Here is a 23,287-nt window from a genome sequence, read left to right on the forward strand (position 1 = left end):
CAACGCACACGTACCAACGCGTACCAACAGGAGGCCGCCGGTGAGACGAGCGCGGCCGGGGTCAGCACCCCGGGGGACGACCGAACGCGCCCTGACGAGTGTCGGGGCCGGGACCGACTTCGGCGACGCCGAGTTCGCCGAGGGCGACCAGCGCGGCCGGAGCGGTCACGGCCGGTCCGTGGAGCTGGCGGGGCCGGCCAGATCCGCCGAGCGCCCCGGCTTCGGGGGCCAGACGGGCCGGGAGCCGCAGCGGCACGTCCCGGAACGGCCGGTGTCGAAGCTCTGGCACATCACGCTCAGCGTCTCCGGCGCCCGGGCCCCGCTGGCGGACGTACGGCGGGCGCTCGAACAGCTGGCCCATGACCATCCCTTCCTGCTGACCAGCAGATACGCCGAGGACCACGCCGAGATCCGGTACTGGGAGGAGGCCCGCGACCTCCATGACGCCGCCGCCGTCGCGCTGCGGCTCTGGGGCGAGCACCGGCAGACCGCCCAGCTGCCGCCCTGGGAGATCGTCGGCCTGGAGGTCATCGACCGGGAGACGTACCACCTGCGGATCGCGGAGGGCTACGGCCCGCCGCCCGCCGCCCCGGTCGGCGTCCACCCGTACTGACCCGCCCCGGCCGCCCCGCCGGTACGCCCGGTGGACGGCGGCCGGGTCAGGACCCCAGGCTTCCGGGCCCGTACCGGGGCGTCTGTTTCCGGCCTTTCCGGCCGGAAGAGCCGGAGCGGCCGGACCGGCTGGACCGGCCGGAAGGCTTCGGAGCACTCGGAGGTGCTCGGAAGCGCGCAGAAGCACGCGGAAGGACGAGCGAGGACGGGCGAGCACTCGGAGGACTCGCCTCCGGTGTCCGGCGGGCCGGACGGATGTCTCGGAGTCCGGGACACGGGCGGAGCGCCCGCCGCGCGCGCATTACGCTGCGGACATGACCTCGCATCCCGTCTCCCCGTCCGTCACGCCGTACGACGACATGACCCCGGTGACCCGCGCGGCCTACCGGGCCCGCTCGGCCGCCGCCGAGCTCGCGCCGCTCCCGCGCGCGGCGAAGGACGACGCGCTGCTGGCGATCGCGGACGCGCTGGAGGTCCGCACCCAGGAGATCGTCGCCGCCAACGCCGAGGACGTGGCCCGCGCCCGGGAGGCCGGCACCGCCGAGTCGATCGTGGACCGGCTGACCCTCACCCCCGAGCGGGTCCGGGCCATCGCGGCGGACGTCCGGCACGTGGCGGCGCTGCCCGACCCGGTGGGCGAGGTGGTGCGCGGCTCCACGCTGCCCAACGGCATCGATCTGCGTCAGGTCCGCGTCCCGCTCGGTGTCGTCGGGATCATCTACGAGGCCCGGCCCAATGTGACCGTCGACGCGGCGGCGCTCTGCCTGAAGTCCGGCAACGCCGTGCTGCTGCGCGGCTCCTCCTCCGCCTACGCCTCCAACACCGCCCTGGTCCGGGTGGTCCGGGACGCGGTCGGCGGGTCCGGCCTGCCGGCCGACAGCGTCCAGCTGGTGCCGGGCGAGTCCCGCGACTCGGTACGTGAGCTGATGCGCGCCCGGGGCCTGGTCGACGTGCTGATCCCGCGCGGCGGCGCCTCGCTGATCCGCACCGTGGTGGAGGAGTCCACCGTGCCGGTCATCGAGACCGGCACCGGCAACTGCCATGTCTACGTGGACGCCGAGACCGACATCGACATGGCCGTGGAGATCCTGATCAACTCCAAGGCGCAGCGCCCCAGCGTCTGCAACGCCGCCGAGACCCTGCTCGTCCACCAGGACGTGGCCGCCGCCTTCCTGCCCCGGGCCCTGGACGCGCTGGCCGACGCCGGGGTGACCGTGCACGCCGACGAACGGACGCTGGCCCACGCCGGGGACACCCGCGCCACGGTGGTGCCGGCCACCACCGAGGACTGGGAGACCGAGTACCTCTCCTACGACATCGCCGCCGCCGTGGTCGACTCGCTGGACGCAGCCGTGGCGCACATCCGGCTCTGGTCCTCCGGCCACACCGAGGCCATCGTCACCACCTCCCAGGCCGCCGCCCGCCGCTTCACCCGGTTGGTGGACTCCACGACGGTCGCCGTCAACGCCTCCACCCGCTTCACCGACGGCAGCCAGTTCGGCTTCGGCGCCGAGATCGGCATCTCCACCCAGAAGCTCCACGCCCGTGGCCCCATGGGCCTGCCGGAGCTGACATCGACGAAGTACATCGTCACGGGCGACGGCAATATCCGTTAGTTACCGCCCGTCGGGGTGAGTCACCGCCCGTCGGGGTGAGTCACCGCCCGTCGGGGTGCGGCTGGGCCGGGGGCGTGGGGGTTGCTGTCCGGTGGGTGGTGGGATCGTGGTGGGCCGGGACCAGGCGTCGTGCGTCGTGGGCGACCCCGGAGGGCACTGGCTCCGCAGGGCCGGGATCTGGTGCCGTGCGTCGTGGTGAGTCACTGCCCGTCGAGGCTGAGCTGGGCCGGGGGCGTGGGTGGTTGCTGTCCGGTGGGTGGTGGGATCGTGGTGGGCCGGGACCAGGCGCCGTGCGTCGTGGGTGCCCCATACGGCGCTGGTGCGGCGGGGGCGGGGCCGGGGGTGGGTGTCGTGCGTCGTGGGTACCTCCCGAGGGTGCGGGCACCGCAGGGCCGGGGCCGGGTGTCGTGCGTCGTGGGCATCGCCGGGAGCCAGGCGCCCGGTGCCGGGGATGCCTCGGGGTCGGGGGCAAGTCGGCCTGGGGGTAAGGCGGTACCGGGGTCGGGCGTGACCCGGAAGAAGGATTTCGCCCTGCCATAAACGGGGTTCCGGGGCTACTCTGAACGGGTGCCGGACGACGTGGGGGGCAGGCCGTTCCCGGACGGCTGGGAGCCCGACGACGAGCGCGGAGGCGCGGACGATCCGTTCGCCTCCGTGGTGCTCGACGAGGACTTCGTACGAGCCGCCGAGATCCATGAACCGACCGCCGTGGAGCGGCTGCTCGCGGCCGCCCAGGCCCGGGCGGACGCCGAGGCGGCCAGATCCGGCGGGCTCGGCCCGGCGGGCGACGAGGAGCCGTACGACGACGAGTACGGGCGCGGGGGCCGCCGGGAGTACGACTGGGCGCTCCACGAGGCGGATGACCCCGACGACGAGGACGGTCCGTACGGGCCGCACGGCGGCGCCCTGCGGCCGTACCGTCCCAGCTCCCGCTGGCACCGCCCGGTCGCCTGGATCGTGGCGCTGGTGATGGGCGTCGGCATGGTCGCTCTCGCCTTCGCGGCGGTCTACCGGGGCGGGACGGCCTCCGGCGGGCAGGACGGCCGGACCCCCTCGCCCGCCACCACCAACACCGGCCGCCCCGGCGCCGAAGCCGACACCCCCCGGGTCGCCGCCGTCCCCCACCCCGGCTGACCGGGGCACCGCCCGTCGGGGCGGAGCCGGGCCCCGGGATCACCCGCCCGGGCGAAACCGGCCCTGGGGCGGGTGACGTTTATCCGGCACCGCCCGAACCCACCCTGAAGGTATGGCAGGGAGTGTCGACCCGCCCGAGGGGACGCCCGGGGGCGAGGACGAGTACCGGTCGGTCGTCTTCGACGAGTCCTTCGTCCGCGCTGCCCGCATCGAGGAGTTCTCGGCGCGGCAGCGCATGGAGGAGGCCGCACCGGCCGTCCGGAGCCGCCCGGCCCCCGAGCCCGGGCCGCCCCGGCGCGGGTACGGGGCGCTGCTGCTGGTACCGGCGGTCATGCTGGTATTCGCCGCCGTCGTCTTCGTCGGGGCCCGCCATCCGTACCCGGTGCCGGCCGAGCGGCGGGCCGAACCGCTGCGGACCCTGCTGGTGTCGCTGGCCCCGCGCGGACCGGTGCCGGGCGGCCGGGCCGAGGAGCTGTACGCGCGGAGCCCGGCCGCCCAGTTCCGCACCGGGGCGGCCGGGATTCCGCTGCCGCCGGGACGGCGCACCGCGCATTTCTCGGAGAACCAGGTGATGGCCGCGCTGGCCACCGCCAAGGACTATCTGGTGCGCTCCTCCCTGGACATCGGGGTACTCCGGGGCGAGGCGCTCCGGCCCGTACGGCTGCTGCTCGATCCGGACCAGGCGGCCCAGTTCGACCGGAGCCTGGACGCCCCGGCGGACGACGGGCGGCACGCCCCGGCCGGCTGGCTGGTGCGCTTCGACCCCCGTGCGGTGACCCCGGTCGCCACCGCCCGGGTCCGGGGCACCCTGAGCGTCTCCGAGGTGTCGCCCGACCTGCTGGAGGTCGCGTCGGACCACACCTTCGCCTACGCCCTGCGCCCGGCCCGGAGCGCCCCCGGCCGGCCTGCGGCGGCGACCGCCTCGCTGTTCACCGTCCGGCGCGAGCTGCGCTTCCGCTTCGACCGGGAGGACCTCCGGATGCACCGGACGGAGCTCCTGGAGAGCCGGGCCCTGGCCGGCCCGCAGGACTGCGCGGCCGGGGCCGGCACCGGCGAGCTGCGCCCGCTGACGGCCGGCCGGACGGCCACCCGGCCGGACCCGGCGGCCGTCGCCACCGACCCGTACGAGATCGGCCGCCCGGTCACCCCGCTCTGCGGCACCCTCTCCCCGGCGGGAGAGCCGGAAGAGCGCTGAGGCGGGAGTGCGGGGGTGCCGAGAAACGCCGGGGAACGCCGGGGAACACCGAGAAGGAGCTCCAGGGAGCCCAGGGGCGCCGAGAAGGAGCCCCAAGGGCCCAGGGGGGCGCCGGAGAGGGCCGCGGGCCCCGGGCCCGCTCAGCCTCGTCCCGGGCCCGCTCAGGCCTCGCCCCGGTCCTCCGTCCCGCCGGTGCCACCGCGCTCGCCGCCGCCGTTACCACCGCTGCCGCCGGTGCCGCCGCTCCCGCCGTTGCCCGTGAAGCGGTCGCGCAGCTTGCCGCCCAGGTCGCCCGCGCCGCCCGCCAGGTCCCCGACCAGCTTCATCAGCGGGTCCTTGCTGGTGCGCACCGAGTCGGCGTAGTGCGCGGCCGACTCGCGGAAGGAGTCGCTGACGGAGGTGTCCTTGTCCTCCGAGCGGCGCGGATAGTGGCCGTCCATGATCCGCTGGTGGTCGCGGCTCTCCGCCCACTTCTTCAGCTCGGCCGCCCGGACGGTGGTGAACGGGTGCGAACGCGGCAGCACGTTCAAGATCTTCAGCACCGAGTCGCGCAGGTCGCCGCCCGACTCGTACTCCTCGGCCTGGGCCAGGAAGGCGTCCACGTTCATCTCGTGCAGGTGGTTGCCGCCCGCGATCTTCATCAGCCCTCGCATGGAGGCGCGGAGATCCTGCCCCACCAGCAGCCCCGCCCGGTCCGCCGACAGCTCGGACTTGCGGAACCACTCGCGCAGCGCCGTGACGATCGCCATGATCGCGACATTGCCCAGCGGTATCCAGGCCACCTTGACCGCGAGGCCGGTGAGGAAGAGCAGCACCGTGCGGTAGACGGAGTGACCCGAGAGGGCGTGGCCCACCTCGTGGCCCACCACCGCCCGCATCTCCTCCTCGTCCAGCAGCTCCACCAGACCGGTGGTGACCACGATGATCGGCTCGTCGAGCCCGATGCACATGGCGTTGGGCTTCGGGTCCTGGGTGACGTACATCGCCGGGACCCGCTCCAGGTCGAGGATGTAGCAGGCGTCCCGGAGCATGGCGTGGAGGTGGGCGAACTGGGCGTCGCTCACCCGCACGGAGTCGGAGAGGAAGAGCAGCCGGAGACTGCGCTCGGGCAGCAGCCCGCTCAGCGCCTTGAAGACGGTGTCGAAACCGCTCAGCCGGCGCAGGGCGACCAGCGCCGAGCGGTCGGCGGGATGCTCGTACGCCCGTGAGGAGATGCCGGGAAAGCGCCTGCGCTGCCTGCCCGGCACGCTCTCCTTGCTGATGTCGGTCATGGATGCCCCCTGTTTCTACGAGACTGTTTCTACGAGACGTTGTGCGAGACGTGCTGCGAGATGGGTCTCGTCCCCCTGCCGGATCACAGAGTATGCGGTCGGGCTACGGTGGACGGGGCCTGTGGACAACCAGCTGTGGAAAACCACGCGGGCCGCGCGGGAGACGGAGCACTCGCCCCCCGCCGGGCTCCGCACCACCGCCGTCCCGCCGCCCCGCCCCGCCGTACCGAGGAGTGCAAACGCCATGCCCGACACCGCCATGCTGCTCGCCGCCGCCTCCGGGCAGCAGGGGCCCGGCAACGTCCTCCGGATCGTCCTGGTCGTCTCGGTCGTCGGAGCCGCCCTGCTCGCCTGGTTCCTGCTGCGCGGCTACCGGAACTGACCCCCGGCCGCCGGCGGTCCGGGGCCGGCGGGCAGAGCCCCGGATCGCCCGGTGGCACGGACGCCCGAGTCGGCGTGAGCGGGTGCGGACCGCCCGCATACGATGTTCGCGCAGTCTCCGAAGTCTCCGCTCCCACTCCGATGGATAGGTCCTGCTGAAGATGAGCATCCCCGCCAGCGCCGCCGCCGGTCTCGTCACGCTCGCCGAGGGCGCCGAGCACGGTGGCAACCACGCCAGCCTCAACCCGTACTTCGTCGGCGGTGGCGCCTTCGTCGTGCTGCTTCTGCTGCTCCTGGTCACCACCCGCTTCAACCGCGACCGCTGAGCCACCGGACCCGCCGGGGCCCGGAGCCGTCCGGCCGGCCACCGGCGGGACGCGGCGGCCCGGTGTGCCATTAGGCTCTGCACGCATGGGAGAGCAGGCAGTGCCCACCGGATCCGGCAAGCGCCGGCTCGGGGTGATGGGCGGGACGTTCGATCCGATCCACCATGGACACCTGGTGGCCGCCAGTGAGGTGGCCGCCTTGTTCCATCTGGACGAGGTGGTGTTCGTACCGACCGGGCAGCCGTGGCAGAAGAGCCACAAGCAGGTCACCCCGGCCGAGGACCGCTATCTGATGACGGTCATCGCGACCGCGTCCAACCCGCAGTTCTCGGTCAGCCGGATCGACATCGACCGGCAGGGGCCGACGTACACCATCGACACCCTCCGGGAACTGGCCGCCCTCAACAAGGACACGGACCTCTTCTTCATCACCGGGGCGGACGCGCTCTCCCAGATCATGCCGGGCTGGCGGAACGCCGAGGAGCTGTTCTCGCTGGCCCACTTCATCGGTGTCACCCGCCCCGGCCACGACCTGTCGGACGACGGACTGCCCAAGGGCGGGGTCTCCCTGGTCGAGGTCCCGGCGCTGGCCATCTCGTCCACGGACTGCCGGGCCCGGGTGGCCCAGGGCGACCCGGTCTGGTACCTGGTCCCCGACGGCGTGGTCCGCTACATCGACAAGCGCCAGTTGTACCGGGGCGAGTGAGCCACGGAGAGGGGCACCGGTGAACGACCAGCAGAATCCGTACGGTTCCTATGACCCGTACGACCCGTACCAGCAGCAGCCGGTGATCGTCGGCTACGACGCGTACGGCCGACCGGTGTACCAGCACCCCCAGCAGCCGCAGCAGACCCAGGCGCCCCAGCAGGCCCAGCAGGCCCAGCACCCCCAGCAGGCCCAGCAGCCGACGGAGTACGACTCCTACCCGGCCCAGCCGCAGGTCCCGCGCCGGCACGGGCACACCGGGCAGCACACCGGCTACCCGGGCTACCAGGAGGAGTACCCGTACGACCCCTACGGCGGGGCGGAGGCCCAGCGGCAGGGCGGCGCCCAGGAGCAGGGCGGCCGGCAGCAGGGATACGCGGACCACGAGCCGTATCAGGCGCAGCGGGCCGCCCACCGGGCGTACGGAACCGGGGAGGCCCAGCGCCGGCAGGTCGGCGGCTACGGCCAGGACCCCGGCCACGACCACGGCCAGGGGTACGAGCACGGGTACCAGGACCCCGGCGACCGTCCCGGCGCCCAGGGACACCGGCGGGAGCCGGAGCAGGAGTGGGAGCACGAGCAGAGGCAGGAACGGCCGGAGGGGCAGGGACGGCGCGGGCGGCGGGGCCGTCCGGCCGCCGTGCCCCGGCCCCGGTCCGGGGACGAGAGGCCGGGCGGCCCGGGGGCCGGCGAGCCCGGCGAGACCCGTGAGGCCCAGGGGGAGGACCCGGAGTACCGGACCGAGCAGTTCTCCTTCATCGAGGAGCCGGACGACGGCTCCGAGGACGTCATCGACTGGCTCAAGTTCACCGAGAGCCGCTCCGAGCGCCGCGAGGAGGCCAAGCGGCGCGGCCGGAACCGGGTCGTGGTGCTCGCCGTCGCCCTGGCGCTGGCCCTGATCGGCGGCGCCGGCTGGCTCTGGGCGGCCGGTCTGCTGCCCGGCTCCGACTCCGGTACGGGGAGCGGCGCGGCCACCGCGACCGGGCCCCAGCAGCGCAGCGTGATCGTGCTGCACCTGCACAACACCAAGGGCGACGCCACCTCCACGGCGCTGCTGGTCGACAACGCCACCACCAAGCGGGGCACCACCCTGCTGCTGCCCAACGCGCTGGCGGTCGCGGACGACGACGGCAGCACCACCACGCTCGGCAAGTCGGTGGACGACGACGGCTCCTCGGGCACCCGGGAGGCGATCGGCGATCTGCTCGGCACCCGGATCTCCGGCACCTGGCGGCTGGACACGCCCTACCTGGAGAACCTGGTCGAGCTGGTCGGCGGCATCGAGCTCACCACCGACACCGAGGTGCCCGGCGCCAAGAAGGGCGAGGCCCCGCTGGTGCCCCGGGGCGAGGACCAGACGCTCTCCGGGCGGATGGCCGTCGCGTACGCCACCTACCGGGCGCCCGGCGAGGGCGAGGACAAGCAGCTCCAGCGGTTCGGCCAGGTGATGTACGGGGTGCTGCGCAAGGTCTCGGACGACCCGAAGAACGCCACGGTCACCGTCGAGTCGCTGGCCCAGATCCTGGACCCCTCGCTGCCCGAGAAGGACCTCGGCGCCTCGCTCGCCAAGCTGGCCGCCCACGCCAAGCTCGGGGACTACAAGACCGATGTGCTGCCCGTCCGGGCGGACGGCTCGCTCTCCGACGAGGCCGGCCGGAGCGTGGTCAAGGACGTCCTGGGCGGCTCGGTCAGCGCGCCCGAGCAGGGCTCCGCCGTCCGGGTCGGGGTCAAGAACGCCACCGGGACCAAGGACGCCACCCAGGACGCCCGGGTCGTGCTGGTCAACGGCGGTTACGCGTTCGTGGACGGCGGAACCGCCGATCCGGCCTCCACCTCCCGGGTGGTCTACGGCGACGCGGCGCAGAAGGCGCGGGCCGAGGAGGTGGCCAAGACCCTGGGGCTGCCGGCGGAGACGGTGACCAAGGGCACGGCGGCGGCCAACGCGGACGTCACGGTCATCCTGGGCAAGGACTTCAGGAAGGGATGAGAGACAAGGCCCAAGATTCTCCGGAAACGGGGCCCGGTCCGGCGCGGTGTGCGCGGGGCCGGGCCCGGCCCGTATTCGTTTGCGGGGCTGTCGGCGGCACGTGAGACCCTTGGAGGGTTCCCCGACAGCCGACGAAAGCCTGCTTGTGACCGCCACAGACCGTTCCATCGAGCTCGTGACCGCCGCCGCCCAGGCGGCCGCCGACCGGCTCGCGCACGACATCATCGCCTACGACGTCAGCGATGTGCTCTCCATCACGGACGCCTTCCTGCTCGCCTCCGCCCCCAACGACCGCCAGGTCAAGTCGATCGTCGACGAGATCGAGGAGCGGCTCAACAAGGAGCTGGGCGCCAAGCCGGTCCGCCGCGAGGGCGACCGGGACGCCCGCTGGGTCCTGCTGGACTACGTGGACATCGTCATCCATGTCCAGCACAGCGAGGAGCGGGTCTTCTACGCCCTGGAGCGGCTCTGGAAGGACTGCCCGGAGCTGCCGCTGCCCGAGGACGCGCGGCTGACCCGGGGCAAGGCCGAGGAGCACGCCCGTCTCGTGGGCCTGGACGGCACCGACGGCCCCACCGACCCCACGGGACCGACCGCCCCCGCCGGCCCGGACGGTGATCTCCGCTGAACGGTTCGAAGAGTGGCAGGGGCCGCCGGATCGTGCTCTGGCGGCACGGCCAGACCTCCTGGAACCTGGAGCGCCGCTTCCAGGGCACCACGGACATCGACCTCACCGAGACGGGGGTCGCCCAGGCCCGCCGGGCCGCCCGGCTGCTCGCCGCGCTGAAGCCGGACGCGATCATCGCCTCCGACCTCCGGCGGGCCGCCGACACCGCCGGTGAGCTGGCCGCCCTCACCGGGCTCGTGGTGGGTCAGGACGCCGCGCTGCGGGAGACGTACGCGGGGAACTGGCAGGGGCTGACCCACGAGGAGATCGTGGAGCGGCACGGCGAGCAGTACGCCGCCTGGAAGCGCGGCGAGCCGGTCCGGCGCGGCGGTGGCGAGCTGGAGACCGAGGTGGCCGACCGGGCCGCCCCGGTGGTGCTGGCTCAGGCCGACAAGCTGCCCGACGGCGGTGTCCTCGTCGTCGTCAGCCACGGCGGCACCATCCGCACCACCATCGGCCGGCTGCTCGGCCTGGAGGCGCGCCACTGGGAGGGCCTGGGCGGCCTCACCAACTGCTGCTGGTCGGTCCTGGGCGAGGGCGCCCGCGGCTGGCGGCTGCTGGAGCACAACGCCGGCACCCTCCCCGAGCCGGTCCTCGGCGACGACGACTGAGCCGGCCGGCGGACCGCGACCGGCCGGCGGTCCGGGGCCGAACGACGCAACGGGACCGAACGACGAAACGGTGCCGATCCGGTGCCGATCCGGTGCCGACCCGGGGCCGGACCGAGGCCGATCCGGGGCCGGACCAGTACCGGACCAGGGCCTGGGCCGGGGACTGAACGCCGCCGGGCCCGCGTGCGTACTCCCCGGCGTACCTCCGACCTCGGGGGCGGGCCTCCCGTCCACGGGCCGGTGGGGACCGGATTTCACTTTCCGGCAGGTCACAGGCTAAGGTTCTTCTTGTTCGCAGCGCGGAGCGCGAAGAACGCGAGGGGCTATAGCTCAGTTGGTAGAGCGCCTGCATGGCATGCAGGAGGTCAGGAGTTCAATTCTCCTTAGCTCCACAGTCAAGAATCCCGTCCCCACAGGGGGCGGGATTCTGTGTTTCCGGCGTTTCCGGCGGTTTCGACGGTCCCGGCGTTCCGGCATCCCGCCTGCCGGTGTCCCGGCGTGTCCGGCCGTCCCCGGCAGGGGTCGGGAGACGCCCGAGTGGGGAAGTCACGAGGGGGAGGGGCGACCGAGGGGCGCGCGGAAGTGGAGGGACGGGTTCTCCGACCCGGTGCCCGCCCCACCGGGCCATGGCAGAATCGGACGGCCGGAGCTGGATGACGTCCGGACGGGAGGGAGTACGCGTTGACCGGGTGCAGTTCCGGGCAGACCACCGACGGGCGGACCGCCGATCGGTACACCGGGCCCGAGGCGCACACCGCCCTCAGCTGCCCTTCGTGCGGCTCGTCCCACGTCGCCCAGGTGCTCGGTGACAACGGCGGGGTGTCGTACGTGTGCACGTCCTGCGGCCACAGCTGGAGCTGATCATGGGTGCACACAGGCGGAAGTGCGACTGGTGCGGCAGCGGCACGCCCATCGTCCGCGACATGGAGCCGGTCAACCCCGAGTACCAGTACTGGTGCGAGGAGTGCGCACGGGCGCTGATCATAAAAGGCGACCCCATCGAGACCTACCGTGAGCTGGAGGGGGAGCCCATCTACGGGCGGCTGCTCGACGAGCACTGCGCCCTGAAGCGGTTCTACTCCTTCGCCACCGCCTGAGCCGCTCCGGTCTCCACCGCCCCGGTCCCCGAGCCCCCGGCTTCCACCGCCGGTCCGGGCGCGACCGTTTCCCGCCGGGCCCCCGGGACGGCCCCGGTCCGGGCGTCCACGGTCCCGGCCCCTGCCTCCACGTTCCCGGTCCCGGCCGTCCCGGCCCCCGCTCCGTACCCCCGGTCGCCGGCCCGGAGCCGTACGGCGAAGTCGCCGAGCACCGCGAGACCCAGCAGCGTGTAGAGCGCCGAGAGCAGCATCTGGCCCGGGTTCTGGTGCAGTTCGAGCCGGACCGGCGCCGGGGCGTGCGGCACCCACCAGAGCGCGAACGAGGCGAAGACCAGCGCCGTCCCGGCCGTCCACCCCCAGTGCCGGCCGGGCCGGGCCGCCAGCAGCACCAGCAGCGGTACGCACCACACCCAGTGGTGGGACCAGGAGATCGGGCTCACCAGCAGCGCGGTGAGCCCGCAGGCCACCGCCGCCACCGCCCGGTCGCCGCGCAGCGCGGCCCGTACCGCCACCGTCAGCCCGCCGGCCCCCACCAGCAGGGCGGCGACCAGCCACCAGTGCCCCGGGTCCGTGGTGTGCAGCAGCCGGGCCAGCACCCCGCTCAGCGACTGGTTGGCGGTCTCCTCGGTACGTCCCACCCGGCCGGTCTCGTAGATCATCTCGGTCCAGAAGCGGCGCGAGTCGTACGGCAGGGCCACCGCCGAGCCGACCGTCACCGCCACGAACACCCCGGTCGCCGTGGCCGCCCGTCGCAGCCACGGGTTCCAGCCGTGCTCCCGGGCGCGTATCAGCCCGACCGCCAGCAGCAGGACGACGAAGAGCCCGGGGGTGAGCTTCACCGCGGTGGCGAGGCCGATGCCGACCCCCGCCCAGCGGTTCCGCTCCCGGCGGGTCAGGTCCCACAGCACCGCCACCGCGATCAGCAGATTGATCTGCCCGTACCGCAGGGTCGTCCACACCGGCTCGCACCAGACCAGCGCGGCGGCGGCGAGCAGGGCCGTCACCCACCGGTCCCGGCCCACCAGCCGGAGCGAGAGGCGCACCAGGGCGAGCAGCAGCAGCAGGTTCCCGGCCGTGGCGACGGTCCGCATCTCCGGCACACCCAGCAGCGTCAGCGGCGTGAACAGCAGCGCGGCGAACGGCGGATAGGTCGTCGGCAGGTTGGCGGTGGTGGCCCGCATCGCGTAGAGGTCGCCGCCGGACAGCACGGTCTCGCCCTCGGCCCGGTAGACCGACAGGTCGAGCATGGTCACATGCGCGGCTCGCTGGGCCGCCCAGAAGGCCGCGAAGGACAGCAGGCAGACGGCAGCGGCGGCGGGCAGGGGCAGGTCGCGCAGGCGGTTCCGGGCGTTCACGATGACGGTCACAAGGGGCGACGGTACCGGGCGCCGGCCGGGCCTCCGGCAATGGATTTGGTGAACCACCCGGGTGACCGTGTAATGTTCTCTGTGTCGCCGCGAGGGAAACCGGCAAGGAAGACCGCAAGGAAATCCGGGCAGGGCAGCGGTGGACAGCGAGGGGCTATAGCTCAGTTGGTAGAGCGCCTGCATGGCATGCAGGAGGTCAGGAGTTCAATTCTCCTTAGCTCCACAGGAAGTGGGAAGCGGGTCATCCGGATCGGATGGCCCGCTTTCGCGTTGTGGGGCGTTGTGGCGTGTAGGGGGGCGGGTGCTGTCCCCCCCCCCGGTGTGGCCGGGCGGTGTGTGGGCCGTCTCACAGGGCCTCAGGCACCGCCCGGCTGTTCATGTCGTCATCCCGGTCCCGGGAGCCGGCCGCCCTCTCGGGTCCCTGCCCCGGCCCCGGCCGGGTGGGCCGGGGCAGGGACGGGGGCGCGGCGCGGGGTGGTCAGCCGCGTCCGCTGCCGAGGGCCTTGCGGACGGCGCCCGGCAGGGCGGGGCGGTCGGCCCGGTCGCCGCGCCCCCGGTCGGGCCGGGCCGGTCGCGCGGGCCGCTCGGGGGGCGCTCCCTCCAGCCGCAGTGCCAGCTCCGGGCAGCGGCGCACCGCCAGCTGGGCGCGCTGCCGCAGATGCAGGGGTACGGAGGCGTCCGCCAGGGCCGGGAAGCCGTCGGCGCTCATCCGGATCAGCTCCGGCACGATGTCCGCGCAGAGCCCGTGGCCCTTGCAGAGCGTCCAGTCGACGGCCAGCTTCTCGCCGCTCGGGATCGACTCCACGGCGTTCTGGTAGCCGGGTTCGGGCAGCGGCAGCACCCCGGTGGTGGGCCGGCCGCAGCCGCCGTGCAGCACATGCGCGGCCAGGTCGTCGGTGAACGCCGAGAGCGTGGAGGAGAAGAACCGCGCCGAACCGTCCGGGTGCTTGCAGGCGCCCCGGCCCTTCACCGCCCCGGTCACCTCCCGCAGCGCCTCCAGCGCGGCCGGGCCGCCGCCGTTCAGCACGTCGAAGAGACCGCCGGCGGCGGCCGGCAGGCCCAGCCGGCAGGGGCCGCACTGGCCGGCGGTCTCGGCGGCCAGCCAGTTGGCGACCCGCTGCGCCTCGCCCAGCGGACAGGTCTCCGGACCGATCGGCAGGATCGCGCCCGCGCCCAGGGAGCCCCCCACGGCCGCCAGGGACTCACGGGAGACGACCGCGTTGTGCACGGCCGTCGCGTCGATCCAGTTGCCGTGGTAGCCGCCGGTCAGCACGCCCTGCGGCAGCGGTGGCGCCCCGGCCAGCTGGAGGACGTACCGCAGCGGGACGCCGGTCGGGACCTCCACCACCATGGGCCGGGCCACCGCGCCGGAGACGGTGAGCAGGACCGTCCCCGGCTCCGACTCCAGGCCCGTGTTCCCGTACCGCCGGGCGCCGATCCGGGCGGCCACGGCGAGCTGGGCGAAGGTCTCGGCGTTGGAGAGCAGCGTCGGGGCGCCGCCGACCCCGGACTCCGAGGCCCGTTCCCGGCGGCCCGGCGGAATGGCGGGCCCGCCGCCCGCCGCCCGGATGACCGCCGACGCCTCGCCGGACACCATCCGCTCCGGGGTCCGGACCACCCGGGCGCGCAGGGTCTGGCCGCGCCGGTCGGAGAGCCCGCGCTCGGCGAGGGCGGCGCGCACGGAGATCTCGGTGGAGTTGCGGGTCACCGCCACGATCAGGGTGCGGGCCCCGAGCGCCTCGGCTGCCAGCAGGGCGCCGTCCAGGATGAGATGGGGGGCGCGGTTGAGCAGGACGGTGTCCTTGCGGCAGGCGGGCTCGCCCTCGCTGCCGTTGACCACCACCACCGGCCGCACCCCCCGGCGTATCGCGGACTTGGCGACCGCCCGCAGCTTCCGGCCGAACGGGAAGCCCGCCCCGCCGCGCCCGCACAGGGCGATGTCGTCGGCCAGCTGGGCCAGCCGCTCGCCGGGCACGGGCTCCAGCGGGCCATGCACCTTGAGGTGCAGTTGCAGATCCAGCCGCTCCACCAGGTCGAAGCCCTGGGTGAGTACGGGGAGGCCGACGACACGGACTTCGGGGACGTCGGGGAGCGGGGCGTTCACGGGCGGTCTCCTGCGGGTGCGGTCCACGGCTCACCGGCCGGGGGCTGCTGGAAGGGGCCGGGGGCGGGGACCCCGGAAGGCGCGGGGGAGGGGGACGGAGGCACGGAGGGCCCGGGACCGAACCCGGGGCCGAACCCGGGGCCGGGTCCGCCGGGGGAGGAGAAGGGGGCGTACGAGGGCGGGGCCGGGGACCGCGCGGGTGGCGGCGGTGAGGGGGTGGGCCAGCGGCCGGGCGGGGTGGCGGGTTCCTCGGTGAACACCGGGAGCTCCTCCGTCATGGGCACCCGCCGGGCGAACGGGACCTCGGTGCTCCCGGCGCCCGGGCCGGTCGCCGGGCCCGGGCCGGTCGCGCCGCTCGCGGACCGGGGCCGGCCGGCGCCGGCGGGAAGCGGTTCGGTCCGGTCGCCGGTTCCGGTCCGCCGCCCGGACATCGCCCGGTAGCCGGCGAAGATCCCGGACCGCCGCCCGGCGGAACCTCCACGGGCAGGCGGCGCGGCGGGCTCGGCCGGCCCGGCGGCGGAGCCGTACCCGACGGGCTCGGGCTCGTACCCGGCGGGCTCGGGTCCGTACCCGGCGGGCTCGGGTGCGTATCCGGGCGGCGCGGAGAGGGGCGCCCGGGGCTGCTCCCGGCCGAGCGGCCGGTCCCGGGCCGGGGAGCCGGTGGCGCCGAGCCCGTCGTACCCGGGCCCGTACCCGGGCGGCGTGGCGTCCTCCCGGCGGAGCCCCTCGAAGGCGAACCCGCCGGCGCCGGCTGCCAAGGACTCCGGGGCACCCGGCGGCGGGGCGGTGTCCTCCCGGTCCGGGGCGGTGGGCCCGGCGCCCGGGCCGAACAGGGCCAGCAGCCGCCCGGCCAGGCGCCGCTGGACCGGCGGCGGGAGCAGCCGCAGCGAGACGGCCCCGGCGACCGCCGCCAGGGCCAGGCAGTACAGGGTGGTCACCCAGGTCGCCGCCGGGCGGCCGGTGAACAGCCCGTGCATCAGGGCGAAGCACCACGCCGGGTAGGCGAGCATGTGCAGCGGGCGCCAGCGGGCCGCGATCGCGGAGCGCCCGGCGAGCGCGCTGCGGGCGGCTCCGGTGGCGGCGGCGATCACCATCAGCAGCCCGGCCAGCGAACCGAGGCCGATCAGTCCGGAGGTGCCGGCCACCCCGAGCCCGAACGGCACCAGGGCGCCGAGCAGCGCCACATGCCCGAGCGAGACCTTGACGGTGGCGTGCAGCAGCAGAAAGCCGAGCGAGGCGACGGCGGTGGTGCGGTGGACCGCCTGCGCCACGAGGCGGTGGCGGGTGGAGAGCAGCAGCCGGTCCTTGGCCAGCAGCCCCCAGGCGACGGAGGCGGTGAGCGACAGCAGGGACAGCACCCCGGTGGTGAAGTCCAGGGCGGCGCGGAAGCTGTCGCTCCCGCCGATCGCGAGAAGGGGGAGGAGGATCAGCGCGGCTGCGGACAGCCCGCCCTGAACCTGTCGGCTCGTCCCGCCCCGGGCGGCGGACGACGAGCGGCTGGTGCGATGAGTGTTCATGGAAGTCATGGAGGGCGACTCCGGTGGTGCGGAAGAGTGGTCCCGTTGCCGCATGCTAAGTCGACGCATACCAACCGGTACGAGGTTTGCGCGTTTCCTGCTCGGTATATCGCCAACTGACTTTGTCGTTGCCCCGGATGGGCGGGAAGGCCGTGATGAGCAGGGATGAGCAGGGATCGAGCCGATACGCGGGGTAACCCGGCCGCGTCCGGTACGGCCCCGTGCGGGTACGGCTGCCGTATGCGTGCGTTCCCCTCGGGCGCCGCCCCGCGCCGCGTACGGGCCCCCCTGGGGCGCCGCCCCGCAGAGGTACGGCGGCCCCGTGTCCGTACGGCCGCCGCCCCGCGTGGTGCGCGGGCGCGGGGCCGGACCCGAGGCGGGAGCGGGGTCCCGGGCCCCCGGGCCCGTACCGTCGCGGCCGGGGTGGCCCCGGGGCCCGTACCGATGGCTCGTACGTGCCCGGATGGAGCCCCTGCGGTACCCTGACGCCATGCGTGCCGTACGCCTTCTGCTTAGCGAGCCGCGCTGATCAGTGCCCGAGGGCCGGCCTGAGGCCCCGGGAATCGGCGCGGCGTCCCCTCCTGTGCGAGGGGCCGTTTTGTTTGTGGGCAGGGTTCCGCGGACCCGCGAGACCTCGGGGACCCGCGAGGGTGGGGTTTCCCCGCAGCGCCCACCAAAGCGGCCGGCAGCCGGCAGAGACGATCGATGGAGCCTGAAGGACCATGAGCGAGACGAATTCCGCTGCCGAGGCGGCAGCCCCGCATCGGTACACGGCGGCGATGGCCGCCGACATCGAGGCGCGCTGGCAGGACTTCTGGGACGCCGAGGGGACGTACGAGGCGCCCAACCCGTCCGGTGACCTGGCCGGCGACCCGGCGCTCGTCGCCCGGCCCAAGAAGTTCGTCATGGACATGTTCCCGTACCCCTCGGGCGCGGGACTGCACGTCGGCCACCCGCTGGGCTACATCGCCACCGATGTCTTCGCCCGTCACCAGCGGATGTCCGGCTTCAACGTGCTGCACACGCTGGGCTTCGACGCCTTCGGCCTGCCCGCCGAGCAGTACGCGGTGCAGACCGGCACCCACCCCCGGGTGTCCACCGAGGCCAACATGGAGAACATGAAGCTCCAGCTCCGCCGGCTGGGCCTGGGTCACGACAAGCGCCGCTCGTTCGCCACGATCGACCCGGCGTACTACAAGTGGACCCAGTGGATCTTCCTCCAGATCTTCGGCTCCTGGTACGACGAGGAGGCCCGCCGTGCCCGCCCGATCTCCGAGCTGGTCGCCCAGTTCGCGAGCGGCGAGCGCCCGGTGCCCGGCACCACTCGCGCCTGGTCCGCGCTGACCGCCGCCGAACGCGCCGACGTGCTGGGCGAGTACCGGCTGGCGTACGCCTCGGACGCGCCGGTCAACTGGTGCCCCGGGCTCGGCACCGTACTGGCCAACGAGGAGGTCACCGCCGACGGACGCTCCGAGCGCGGCAACTTCCCGGTCTTCAAGGCGAAGCTGCGCCAGTGGAACATGCGCATCACCGCCTACGCCGACCGGCTGCTGGCGGACCTGGACGCGCTGGACTGGCCCGAGGCCATCAAGCTCCAGCAGCGGAACTGGATCGGCCGCTCGGAGGGCGCCCGGGTCGACTTCCCGGTCGGCGACGCGGCGATCACCGTCTTCACCACCCGTCAGGACACCCTGTTCGGCGCCACCTACATGGTGCTGGCCCCCGAGCACGAGCTGGTCGGCTCGATCGTCCCGGCCGCCTGGCCGGAGGGCACCCACGAGGTCTGGACCGGCGGCCACGCCACCCCGGCCGAGGCCGTCGACGCCTACCGCAAGCAGGCCGCCGCCAAGTCGGACGTGGAGCGCCAGGCCGAGGCGAAGGACAAGACCGGTGTCTTCACCGGCGCGTACGCGACCAACCCGGTCAGCGGCGAGCGCGTCCCCGTCTTCATCGCGGACTACGTGCTGATGGGGTACGGCACCGGCGCCATCATGGCCGTACCGGCGCACGACAGCCGTGACTTCGCCTTCGCGCGCGCCTTCGAGCTGCCGATGCGCTGTGTGGTGGAGCCCTCGGACGGCCGGTCCACCGACCCCGCCGACTGGGACGACGCCTTCGACTCGTACGACGCCGAGCTGGTCAACTCCGCGAGCGACGACATCTCGCTGGACGGCCTGGGCGTGGTCGAGGCCAAGGCCCGGGTCACCGAGTGGCTGGCCGCGCGCGGCATCGGTGAGGCCACCGTCAACTACCGGCTGCGCGACTGGCTGTTCAGCCGCCAGCGGTACTGGGGCGAGCCCTTCCCGATCGTCTACGACGAGGACGGCGTCGCCCACCCGCTGCCCGAGTCCATGCTTCCGCTGGAGCTGCCCGAGGTCGACGACTACGCCCCGCGCACCTTCGACCCGGACGACGCGGACACCCAGCCGGAGACGCCGCTCTCCCGCGACCAGGAGTGGGTCGACGTCACCCTGGACCTGGGCGACGGGCCGAAGAAGTACCGCCGCGAGACCAACACCATGCCCAACTGGGCCGGTTCCTGCTGGTACGAGCTGCGCTACCTGGACCCGCACAACGACACCGCGCTGGTCGACCCGGAGATCGAGCGGTACTGGATGGGACCGCGCGAGGGGCAGCCGCACGGCGGTGTCGACCTGTACGTGGGCGGCGCCGAGCACGCCGTGCTGCACCTGCTGTACGCGCGCTTCTGGTCCAAGGTGCTGTTCGACCTGGGACACGTCTCCTCGGCCGAGCCGTTCCACAAGCTCTACAACCAGGGCATGATCCAGGCGTTCGTCTACCGGGACGCGCGCGGGATCGCCGTACCGGCGGCCGAGGTCGAGGAGCGGGACGGGAAGTTCTTCTACCAGGGCGAGAAGGTCGGCCGGGTCCTGGGCAAGATGGGCAAGTCCCTGAAGAACGCCGTCACCCCGGACGAGATCTGCGCCGAGTACGGTGCCGACACACTGCGGCTGTACGAGATGGCCATGGGCCCGCTGGACGTGTCCCGCCCCTGGGACACCCGGGCCGTGGTCGGCCAGTACCGGCTGCTCCAGCGGCTGTGGCGGAACGTCGTGGACGAGGCCACCGGCGAGGCCACCGTCACCGACGGCGAGCCCGGCGAGGACACCCTGCGCGCGCTGCACAAGGCGATCGACGGGGTGACCCAGGACATGGCCGCGATGCGGTTCAACACGGCGATCGCCAAGATCACCGAGCTGAACAACCACCTGACCAAGGCGGGCGGTCCGCTGCCCCGGCCGGTCGCGGAGAGCCTGGTGCTGCTGATCGCCCCGCTGGCCCCGCACATCGCGGAGGAGCTGTGGCGGCGGCTGGGCCACACCGACTCGGTGGTCCACCGGTCCTTCCCGGTCGCCGACCCGGCGTATGTGGTGGACGAGGCGGTGACCTGCGTGGTGCAGATCAAGGGCAAGGTCAAGGCCCGCCTGGAGGTCTCCCCGTCGATCACCGACGCCGAGCTGGAGGCGCTCGCCCTGGCCGACCCGGCGGTCGTCGCGGCCCTGGGCGGCGCGGGCATCCGCAAGGTGATCGCGCGGGCGCCCAAGCTGGTCAACATCGTGCCGGCCTAGCGGTCCCGGGGGCCGCCCCCGCGGGTGGCCCCCTTCCGGGGGTTCCTGGGCCCTCCTGGGGGTTTCCCCTACGGGTGGGCCGGGGGTTCCGAGGGGAACCCCCGGCCCACCCGTTCCGTTTACCGTGGAAGGACGGCGGTCGGCCGGCACCACGGCCCACGGTCGTACAGTCGGCTGTACGGCCACGGCCACGGCCACGGTCGCGGTCGTCCGCAGCCGTGGACGCGGCTCCGAATACGAGGGGACCCCATGGAAACCGTGCTCGTGATCCTGGCACTGCTCTTCGTCGCCCTCGTCGCGCTGGGCGTGTACGCGAGTGTCAAGGCGGTCCAGGCCGCGAAGCGCGGGGTCGACCGCACGCTCGTCCAGGCCCGCCGCACCGTCGAGGACACCACCCTCCGGGCCAAGAGCTTCGGCCAGGGCGGCGTCGCCGGTGAGCTGGCCCAGCTGCGGCTCTCGCTGTGCACCTCCATGCGGGCGACCCAGGACACTCTGGAGGCGGGCGTGGCGGAGGACGCCTCGCTGCGGGAGTCGCTGGACCTGTTCCGCCGGCTGAGCGCGCACGGGCACGAGCTGGACGAGGAGCTGCGCCGGCTGGAGCGGGACCCGGACCGGGCCAGGGTCGCCACGCACCTGTCCGGGCTGCGGGAGCGGACCCGGCGGATCACGGACTCGGCCGACTCGCTGCGCTGGGCGGCCCGCGACCGGGCGCGGCACTTCGCCGACGACGACTTCGCGGCGCTGCACGCCCAGATCGACGTGGAGGCGGGCGCACTGCGCCACTGGTCGGGCCCGGAGCAGCCGGAGGCCGGTCCGGAGGCGGCTGCCGACCGGCGGCGGGACCGGGACGACCAGCCCGGTGCGACGAGCGGCACCGGTGGTGCGTCCCGGGCCGCCGAGCCCCGGTCGATCACCGCCCGGGACCCCCGGCGGGAGACCCCGTACTCCTGGCAGAAGGCGCCCCGCCCCGAGACGACCAACTGAGACCCGCGCCCGCCGGACCGCGGGCCGGGCGGTCGGCGGCCCCCGCGTCCGCCCGGGCTCCCCGCTGGGCGGACAGGCAGGGGACGGGCGGACTGCCGAGGGGCGGTCGGGCGGGCAATGAACGGGCCACGGGGGCGCAATCTTTTTGATCTTGCGCGGGGGCGGTCTGCCCCCGCCGGTCCCCTGGGGGTAACCTCCCGGTCATGTCCCGGCATGTCGCGATCGTCACCGATTCAACGGCCTACCTGCCGCCGCAGCCGGTGGAGCGGCACGGCATCACCACGGTGCCGCTCACCGTCGTCATCGGTGACCAGGCGCTGGAGGAGGGGACCGAGATCTCGGCCAGATCGCTCGCCGGGGCCCTCCAGAAGCGGCGCTCGGTGACCACCTCCCGGCCCTCCCCGGCGGTGTTCGCGGCGGCCTACCGGGCGGCGGCCGAGGCGGGCGCGACCGGCATCGTCTCGCTGCACCTCTCGGCCGAGCTCTCCGGAACCCATGACGCCGCCGTGCTGGCCGCCGCCGAGGCACCGGTGCCGGTACGGGTGGTCGACACCGGCATGGTCGCCATGGCGCTCGGCTTCTGCGCGCTGGCCGCCGCCGAGTTGGCGGAGGCGGGCGGTTCCCTGGACGAGGCGGTGGCGGCGGCCGAGAAGCGGGCCGCCGGGACCTCCGCCTTCTTCTATGTCGACACCCTGGAGTTCCTGCGCCGGGGCGGCCGGATCGGGGCCGCCCGGGCGCTGCTGGGCTCGGCGCTGGCGGTGAAGCCGCTGCTGGAGCTGGAGGGCGGCCGGATCGAGCCGCGCGAGAAGGTCCGTACGGCCTCCCGGGCCATCGCCCGGCTGGAGGAACTGGCCGCCGAGCGGGCGGGCGCGGGCCCCGTGGACATGGCGGTGCACCACTTGGCGGCCCCGGAGCGGGCGGCCGCCCTGGCGGACCGGCTGCGCGAACGGGTCCCGGGCCTGCTGGACCTGCACGTCAGCGAGGTCGGCGCCGTGATCGGCGCCCACACGGGCCCGGGCCTGCTCGCGGCGGTGGTCTCCCCCCGATAGGCCGGCGGCGGGTCGGCGCCTCCACCGGACCGGACACCGGACTCGACCACTTGTCGGCGTACGTGTGACTGTGCTCAACGGGGTACGGACAAATGTGCCCAAGTGAAATCGGCAGTCCGGCCGCGTCTCGGCTTCCGGGAGGGGGAGACCGCCACCTGGGCCACCCCCGGGCGAGGACGCGTCCGCCGATATTGCCTGCGGGGGATTTCGCCGGTTCCATAGAATCTGGCCCCGATGAAGAGATCCGTGCAGTTCACTGAGCAGGTTGCCCGGTTCCGCGACTACCTGCCGACCGAGGACCGGAGGAAGTTCCTGCGTCTTGTCGGCAGGATCGCAGCTGAGCCTGAAGGCGCCGGCAGCCATCTTGCTTACACGAGCGACACGGTGACGCGCTCCATGTGGGAAGACGGCGTAACGGTCCACTACGTCGTCACCACCTTCTTCGTGATCGTCATCGAGGCCGAGATCTACGACGCGTCTCGCGGTTTCAACGAGGTGTGACAGACACGAGCGGGCGCGAGCGGGTCCGAGCACGAAAGGGACACACTCCCCCCCCGGTGCATGGGCTGAGCACATTCACGGGCACGCCGACGCCACTCTCCGGAGTGAGCGACTTTTCCACAACGGGCCACTTTTCCACCGGAATCCAGGCCCCTCGGCGGGGACTGTCCTCCCGCCCTAGCGTGCCTCCCATGACTCTCCGTGCCCCCCACCCGCTCCCTGCCTCCACCACCGACCACTCTTCGGTTTCCTCCCGGCCCTCGGCCGCTGACCGGCCTTCCGGGGTGCCCCGTGCCCGTCCGCGCCCGGCCACCAGCGGGCCGGGCCGACCGCCCGGCTCCGACGGGCGGTCCCGGGGGCGGCACCGGGCGGCTCCCCGGCCCCGCGCGGAAGCGGGCGGGCGCCCGGGCGCGCCACCGGACCCGGCCGCGCTGTCGCGGCGGCGCGCCGACGCCCTGCTGCCGGGCCCCGGAGGACCCGACCTCCCTCCTCCACTCGCGCCTCCCCGGGACCCGCTTCCGCCCGCCCGGACTGTTCCCCTCACTCCGCTCGGCCCGTGGTGGGGGCGGCGG

General features: G+C 74.0%; 20 protein-coding genes and 2 tRNA genes. 18 read left to right on the top strand and 4 right to left on the bottom strand.

The features are described 5' to 3' along the window. The first annotated feature begins 40 nt into the window (after positions 1–40). From NX801_RS21195 to NX801_RS21210, 4 genes are all read left to right on the top strand, one after another. The gene (locus NX801_RS21195) at positions 41–613 is read left to right on the top strand and encodes a hypothetical protein (protein WP_258789393.1); all 573 of its coding nucleotides are present in this window, start codon (positions 41–43) and stop codon (positions 611–613) included. A 313-nt stretch (positions 614–926) separates the two neighbouring features. After that, positions 927–2,228, top strand: a complete 1,302-nt coding sequence (locus NX801_RS21200) for a glutamate-5-semialdehyde dehydrogenase (protein ID WP_258789394.1) — start codon at positions 927–929, stop codon at positions 2,226–2,228. Positions 2,229–2,795: 567 nt separating this feature from the next. Then, the gene (locus NX801_RS21205) at positions 2,796–3,362 is read left to right on the top strand and encodes an SCO2584 family spore wall biosynthesis protein (protein ID WP_258789395.1); all 567 of its coding nucleotides are present in this window, start codon (positions 2,796–2,798) and stop codon (positions 3,360–3,362) included. A 112-nt stretch (positions 3,363–3,474) separates the two neighbouring features. Then, entirely contained in the window at positions 3,475–4,557 is a 1,083-nt protein-coding gene (locus tag NX801_RS21210) for an SCO2583 family membrane protein (protein WP_258789396.1), read from the top strand. 161 nt (positions 4,558–4,718) lie between these two features. Here NX801_RS21210 and NX801_RS21215 read toward each other — a convergent pair whose 3' ends face one another. Continuing rightward, entirely contained in the window at positions 4,719–5,828 is a 1,110-nt protein-coding gene (locus NX801_RS21215; RefSeq protein WP_258789397.1) for a M48 family metallopeptidase, read from the bottom strand. Positions 5,829–6,072: 244 nt separating this feature from the next. On the opposite strand from NX801_RS21215, the gene NX801_RS21220 reads away from it, so the two are divergent. From NX801_RS21220 to NX801_RS21260, 9 genes are all read left to right on the top strand, one after another. Continuing rightward, positions 6,073–6,210 carry a hypothetical protein gene (locus NX801_RS21220; RefSeq protein WP_258789398.1) on the top strand — a complete coding sequence of 46 codons (138 nt, stop codon included), beginning with the start codon at positions 6,073–6,075 and terminating at the stop codon, positions 6,208–6,210. Between the two features lie 160 nt (positions 6,211–6,370). Beyond that, positions 6,371–6,535: a hypothetical protein gene (locus tag NX801_RS21225; protein ID WP_258789399.1), complete on the top strand. Its 165-nt coding sequence runs from the start codon at positions 6,371–6,373 to the stop codon at positions 6,533–6,535. 85 nt (positions 6,536–6,620) lie between these two features. Further along, positions 6,621–7,241: a nicotinate-nucleotide adenylyltransferase gene (nadD, locus tag NX801_RS21230; RefSeq protein ID WP_258789400.1), complete on the top strand. Its 621-nt coding sequence runs from the start codon at positions 6,621–6,623 to the stop codon at positions 7,239–7,241. A gap of 19 nt (positions 7,242–7,260) precedes the next feature. Continuing rightward, positions 7,261–9,228 carry an LCP family protein gene (locus tag NX801_RS21235; protein WP_258789401.1) on the top strand — a complete coding sequence of 656 codons (1,968 nt, stop codon included), beginning with the start codon at positions 7,261–7,263 and terminating at the stop codon, positions 9,226–9,228. 145 nt (positions 9,229–9,373) lie between these two features. Then, positions 9,374–9,856 carry a ribosome silencing factor gene (gene rsfS / locus NX801_RS21240; RefSeq protein ID WP_258789402.1) on the top strand — a complete coding sequence of 161 codons (483 nt, stop codon included), beginning with the start codon at positions 9,374–9,376 and terminating at the stop codon, positions 9,854–9,856. Continuing rightward, a complete protein-coding gene (locus tag NX801_RS21245) occupies positions 9,853–10,506 on the top strand; it encodes a histidine phosphatase family protein (protein WP_258789433.1) in 654 nt (217 codons plus the stop codon). The genes rsfS and NX801_RS21245 overlap by 4 nt, the downstream gene beginning before the upstream one ends. Before the next feature lie 319 nt (positions 10,507–10,825). After that, a tRNA-Ala gene (locus NX801_RS21250) sits at positions 10,826–10,898 on the top strand. Positions 10,899–11,187: 289 nt separating this feature from the next. After that, positions 11,188–11,367 carry a hypothetical protein gene (locus NX801_RS21255; protein WP_258789403.1) on the top strand — a complete coding sequence of 60 codons (180 nt, stop codon included), beginning with the start codon at positions 11,188–11,190 and terminating at the stop codon, positions 11,365–11,367. Between the two features lie 2 nt (positions 11,368–11,369). Continuing rightward, positions 11,370–11,603, top strand: a complete 234-nt coding sequence (locus tag NX801_RS21260) for a hypothetical protein (protein ID WP_258789404.1) — start codon at positions 11,370–11,372, stop codon at positions 11,601–11,603. Here the strand turns inward: NX801_RS21260 and NX801_RS21265 are convergent. Continuing rightward, positions 11,582–12,970, bottom strand: coding sequence for a glycosyltransferase 87 family protein (locus tag NX801_RS21265; RefSeq protein WP_258789405.1), 1,389 nt, complete (start codon positions 12,968–12,970; stop codon positions 11,582–11,584). The genes NX801_RS21260 and NX801_RS21265 overlap by 22 nt on opposite strands. A 150-nt stretch (positions 12,971–13,120) precedes the next feature. Here NX801_RS21265 and NX801_RS21270 point away from each other — a divergent pair. After that, positions 13,121–13,193 (top strand) — tRNA-Ala (locus NX801_RS21270). 255 nt (positions 13,194–13,448) lie between these two features. Here NX801_RS21270 and NX801_RS21275 read toward each other — a convergent pair. After that, entirely contained in the window at positions 13,449–15,074 is a 1,626-nt protein-coding gene (locus NX801_RS21275) for an NADH-quinone oxidoreductase subunit NuoF family protein (RefSeq protein WP_258789406.1), read from the bottom strand. Beyond that, entirely contained in the window at positions 15,071–16,591 is a 1,521-nt protein-coding gene (locus NX801_RS21280; RefSeq protein ID WP_258789407.1) for a chromosomal replication initiator protein DnaA, read from the bottom strand. Before NX801_RS21280 ends, NX801_RS21275 begins: the two co-directional genes overlap by 4 nt. 722 nt (positions 16,592–17,313) lie before the next feature. Between NX801_RS21280 and leuS the strand changes: the two genes are divergently transcribed. From leuS to NX801_RS21300, 4 genes are all read left to right on the top strand, one after another. Then, complete coding sequence (gene leuS / locus NX801_RS21285; protein WP_258789408.1) at positions 17,314–20,181, top strand: leucine--tRNA ligase; 2,868 nt, start codon at positions 17,314–17,316, stop codon at positions 20,179–20,181. A gap of 249 nt (positions 20,182–20,430) precedes the next feature. Then, entirely contained in the window at positions 20,431–21,165 is a 735-nt protein-coding gene (locus NX801_RS21290; protein WP_258789409.1) for a hypothetical protein, read from the top strand. 203 nt (positions 21,166–21,368) lie between these two features. Then, positions 21,369–22,214, top strand: coding sequence for a DegV family protein (locus NX801_RS21295; protein ID WP_258789410.1), 846 nt, complete (start codon positions 21,369–21,371; stop codon positions 22,212–22,214). 246 nt (positions 22,215–22,460) lie between these two features. Then, complete coding sequence (locus NX801_RS21300) at positions 22,461–22,715, top strand: hypothetical protein (RefSeq protein ID WP_258789411.1); 255 nt, start codon at positions 22,461–22,463, stop codon at positions 22,713–22,715. The last annotated feature ends 572 nt before the right edge of the window (positions 22,716–23,287 follow it).

The sequence above is a fragment of the Streptomyces pyxinae genome (assembly GCF_024756275.1).
GTDB lineage: Bacteria > Actinomycetota > Actinomycetes > Streptomycetales > Streptomycetaceae > Streptomyces > Streptomyces pyxinae.